The sequence below is a fragment of the Brucella sp. 22210 genome, from assembly GCF_052045675.1.
In the GTDB taxonomy this organism is placed as follows: Bacteria; Pseudomonadota; Alphaproteobacteria; order Rhizobiales; family Rhizobiaceae; genus Brucella.
In genome coordinates, this window is record NZ_JBQEPD010000091.1 from 1 (window position 1) to 4,385 (window position 4,385).

Sequence of the window (4,385 nt, forward strand, 5' to 3'; positions counted from 1 at the left end):
GCGCGACGGTCAGTCTGGTCGCCCGTCGTCATGGCATTGCGCCTAACCAGCTGTTCGCGTGGCGCAAGCTTGCATCGCAGGGTGCCTTGGTTGCCACCGCAGCCGAAGAGGAGGTTGTCCCTGCCTCGGAATACCGGGCGCTTCAGGCTCAGGTGAAGGAATTACAGCGCCTTCTGGGCAAGAAGACGATGGAAGGGGAAATTCTCAAGGAGGCCCTCGAAATCGCCAACGGCCCAAAAAAACGACTGCTGCACTCAATCTCGCTGCCGAAGGACGTTTTGCGATGAAGGCGCTATGCGAGACGTTAGGCGTTGCCCGGTCGAATATCGCTGCACGCGCCACAGGCACCCTTTCCAGAGCCCGAGGGAGACCTCCGCTTCCCGACGCTGATCTGGTTGCTCAGATCAAGGCGGTCATTGAAGAAATGTCGACCTATGGTTATCGGCGCGTTCATGCCATTCTGCGGCGCAAGGCCCGTGAACAGGGGCGTTCATGGCCGAACGCCAAACGTGTTTATCGCGTGATGAAGCGGCATGATCTGCTCCTTCAGCGCCATACCGGAGCTGCCGGTGAACGCAGACACGACGGGCAAGTCACCGTCGAGCGCTCCAATACCAGATGGTGCTCCGATGGCTTCGAGATCACGTGCGACAACAAGGAAAAGGTCCGCGTTGCATTTGCGCTCGACTGCTGTGATCGGGAAGCAATCGCTCATGTGGCCACGACAGAAGGCATCAAGAGCGAAGATGTACAGGACCTTGTCATCACGGCGGTAGAAAACCGCTTCGGGCGCATCAATATGCTGGCAGAGCCCATCCAGTGGCTTACCGACAATGGTTCATGCTTCATTGCGAAAAACACCGCGTCCCTGCTCCGGGATATCGGTATGGAACAGTGCAGAACACCAGTGCGCAGCCCGCAGTCAAATGGAATGGCTGAGGCTTTCGTCAAAACATTCAAGCGCGATTATGTCCGGATCAACCCGACGCCGGACGCCGAAACTGTCATGGCTCAACTGCCATCATGGTTCGAGCACTATAACAATCTTCACCCGCACAAGGCTTTAGGATATCAATCTCCACGAGAGTTCCTGAGCCGAAATGCTCAATCCTGAAAATGTCCGGTTTTTAAGGGGCAACTCCACGTCATTGGTCCAACATGCCAACCACATTGGTGAATTTAGTGTTGTTCACTTTTTAAACACCCAAGCCCGTGAAAGAATGAAAAACAATACCGTATATGACGTCATTGCCACCACCTGTGGCATTAGGACTTGGTATTGAGCCAGCGGTAACGATAGATGCAATACGTAGACGTTAACGGCATAACAGATACCGAAGGCTACGAGAAAACGAAGGGTCCTTGTCCAACTGCTTTCGGATCTGAATGTCCATTTCATGTTTCCAAAGTAGCTATTTACAAGTCCGGCAACGTATCCAGCGGCATTGGCTACAAACGGGGAAGCTCCTAGCCATGTCAGAACCGCAATAACCAGAAGCGTGATGAACGTGTTGAGTAAGCCAACCAATCCAAACCGCCCGAATTGCATTATCACATTCATTGCGCGCCCGTTAGAATTCGTTTGATGCTGCTTCTGACAGTTGTTAAGCAACTGGACAAGCGAATTTCGGGGCTTAATATGATTTTTATTTCCATTGTCGTGCCAGTTTATTCTGGGGAGGCTTATTTACGGCAGCTCTGCGAGCGCGTGGCTCGTGTACGTTCGAAGCTGACCGACACGGGTGCGCCTTTTCAGGTGTCCGAGTTGATCTTCGTGGAGGATGGGGCGAAGGATGCGTCTGGTACGATCATTGATGATCTAGGATCTGAATTCGATTGGGTAAAGCCCCTTCATTTGTCACGGAACTACGGACAGCATGCGGCCACTGTCGCGGGCATAATGAAGAGCACCGGCGATTGGGTGGTGACAATGGATGAAGATCTGCAGCATCCTCCCGAGGAGGTTGAGGGCCTTTTGGAGAAAGCTGTTAAGCTGGGTAGCGATATTGTTTACGCAAACCCGGAAGAGGCTGTGCATCAGAGTTTTTTGCGTGATTGGACGTCGAAAACTTTCAAGTCTTTGATGGTCCGTCTGAGTGGCAATAGAAACATCACTGTATTCAATAGCTTTCGGCTTATTCGTGGCAGCGTAGCTCGTGAGGCTTCGCAGGCATGTGGCCATAGCACCTATTTCGATATGGCCCTTTCGTGGTTTACGCAGCGGGTCTCAAATGTCACGATGCTTTTGAAGGATGACCGATATATCGTAACTGGAAAGAGCGGTTACAATCTCAAAAGTCTGTTCAGCCACGCCCGCCGTCTTCTATTCTCAACGCAAGTGAAGGCTTTGCGCATTGGAAGTGCGGTAGGTGGATTGGCTGTATGCCTCGCATTTCTTTTCTCATTTGTTGTGATCGTGACTAAGCTTATTGATCCGTCGATGATGCCTGTGACCGGATGGGCCTCACTGATGATTACGATCATGTTCTTCGGTGGAGTATCCATTTTCCTCACAGGATTAGTAATCGAGTACATCTCGATTCTCATTATGGATACCCACGGAAAGCCGCTTTACAATTTTGTCGACCGTAGTTCTGACAAGATATTGGCGGGCTACTTTCGGGGCAATTCAGCGCCTCAAGAATAGAAACATGCCAGTGACAGCTGCGATGGACGTATAGCCAAGGAGCCATGGTTGCGTTTGTCGATTGCCAGGCCTCGCTAGTGTCTGATTCGGTCTCACATAATAGAACGGATAGAAATGAGCCGAGCAGAAGATGGTTTGTCACCCGCGGCCAATCGTTCTGGCAGGCGAAGCTTGATTTTTTTTGTTGCCGATAGAGGAGTTGTTCGCCTCTTCGATCTGCATGTCGCTACTCAGCACGCCAGTGAAGAAATAGAAGGAACACCCATTCACCATGCTCAGCAGATTTGTCTTGCACGGGTTGACCTGCCACTGAAGTTAGAGCTGGCTCGGGAAATCTGCACAGCTAGGATAAGTGGAATTTCCGCCTGACTTCAGCTTAAATGCTGGGAACAGGAGATACCATTACGAGACGACCGCGCCGGAACCATAGTCCGGCTTTCAAGGCCAAGGTGGCGCTTGCCGCGATCAGAGGCGAGCAGACGCTGGTGGAATTGTCCCAGCAGTTCGACGTGCATGCCAATCAGATCAAGCAGTGGAAAGAACAGCTTCTTGAGGGGGCGACAGGCGTTTTCGGCGATGGAACCAAGGCCGAACCTGCCGGTCCAACCGTTGATGTCAAAATGCTTCATGCCAAGATTGGCGAACTGACGCTGGAGAACGATTTTTTGTCCGGTGCGCTCGGCAAGGCGGGATTGCTGAGCGGAAAGAAATGATTGACCGCGAGCACAAGCTGTCCGTCGTGCGTCAGGCGAAGCTTCTCGGCTTCAGCCGTGGCAGTGTCTATTATTCGCCGCGTCCGGTGTCTGATGGCGATCTGGCTCTGATGCGCCGGATCGACGAGTTGCATCTTGAACTGCCCCCCATTTCGACCGGACAGTCGGCATAAGCAGAAAGGCTCAAGCACAGGCTTGGGTATAGGCTTATGTCTAACGAGTATCGACATGTCGAATTGCTGACAGGTGATGTCCGCCGTCGGCGGTGGACAACCGAGCAAAAGCTGACGATCATCGAGCAGAGTTTCGAACCAGGCGAAACGGTATCTTCGACCGCTCGCCGCCATGGTGTTGCGCCCAATCTGCTTTACCGGTGGCGCAGGCTCTTGAGTGAGGGAGGTGCTGCAGCCGTGGATTCTGACGAGCCGGTGGTCGGCAATTCGGAAGTGAAGAAACTGGAAGATCGCATCCGCGAGCTGGAGCGCATGCTCGGCCGTAAGACGATGGAGGTCGAAATCCTCCGCGAAGCCCTTTCCAAAGCGGACTCAAAAAAACGGATATCGCGGCCGATCTTGTTGCCGAAGGACGGTTCGCGATGAAGGCCGTAGCAGACACGCTAGGCGTCTCCCGTTCCAACCTCATCGAGCGGCTGAAAGGCAAATCAAAGCCGCGTGGGCCTTACCACAAGGTCGAGGATGCAGAGCTTTTGCCCACCATTCGCAGGCTGGTGGATCAAAGGCCAACCTATGGCTATCGGCGGATCGCCGCGCTCCTCAATCGCGAAAGGCGAGCCGCCGATAAGCCTGTGGTCAACGCCAAACGGGTCCATCGCATCATGGGCAACCATGCCATGCTGCTGGAGAAGCATACCGCCGTTCGCAAGGGCCGCATCCATGACGGCAAGGTCATGGTTATGCGCTCCAATCTGCGCTGGTGCTCGGACGGTCTGGAGTTCACCTGCTGGAATGGCGAGGTCATTCGTCTCGCCTTCGTCATCGACGCATTCGACCGCGAAATCATCGCCT

3 protein-coding genes and 2 pseudogenes are annotated in these 4,385 nt (G+C 53.5%); 4 read left to right on the top strand and 1 reads right to left on the bottom strand.

All coding sequences use genetic code 11. The features are described 5' to 3' along the window. A protein-coding gene (locus ACTJKP_RS26345) for an IS3 family transposase (protein WP_440630270.1) occupies positions 1–1,114 on the top strand; the annotation gives its coding sequence in 2 pieces (ribosomal slippage) (positions 1–231 and positions 231–1,114; 1,115 coding nt annotated over the 2 pieces). This gene is flagged as partial in the annotation. A gap of 75 nt (positions 1,115–1,189) precedes the next feature. Here ACTJKP_RS26345 and ACTJKP_RS26350 read toward each other — a convergent pair. Continuing rightward, complete coding sequence (locus ACTJKP_RS26350) at positions 1,190–1,561, bottom strand: GtrA family protein (RefSeq protein ID WP_121539536.1); 372 nt, start codon at positions 1,559–1,561, stop codon at positions 1,190–1,192. Between the two features lie 24 nt (positions 1,562–1,585). On the opposite strand from ACTJKP_RS26350, the gene ACTJKP_RS26355 reads away from it, so the two are divergent. The 3 genes and pseudogenes from ACTJKP_RS26355 to ACTJKP_RS26365 form a co-directional block, all read left to right on the top strand. Next, positions 1,586–2,647 carry a glycosyltransferase family 2 protein gene (locus ACTJKP_RS26355; RefSeq protein WP_121539537.1) on the top strand — a complete coding sequence of 354 codons (1,062 nt, stop codon included), beginning with the start codon at positions 1,586–1,588 and terminating at the stop codon, positions 2,645–2,647. A gap of 380 nt (positions 2,648–3,027) precedes the next feature. After that, positions 3,028–3,506 (top strand): annotated as a pseudogene (locus ACTJKP_RS26360) (IS3 family transposase); the annotation flags it as partial. Between the two features lie 63 nt (positions 3,507–3,569). Continuing rightward, positions 3,570–4,385 (top strand): annotated as a pseudogene (locus tag ACTJKP_RS26365) (IS3 family transposase); the annotation flags it as partial.

Coding starts and splice junctions, on each gene's coding strand:
- ACTJKP_RS26350 (WP_121539536.1), bottom strand. CDS start 1,561: ATGAATGTGATAATGCAATTCGGGCGGTTTGGATTGGTTGGCTTACTC.
- ACTJKP_RS26355 (WP_121539537.1), top strand. CDS start 1,586: ATGCTGCTTCTGACAGTTGTTAAGCAACTGGACAAGCGAATTTCGGGG.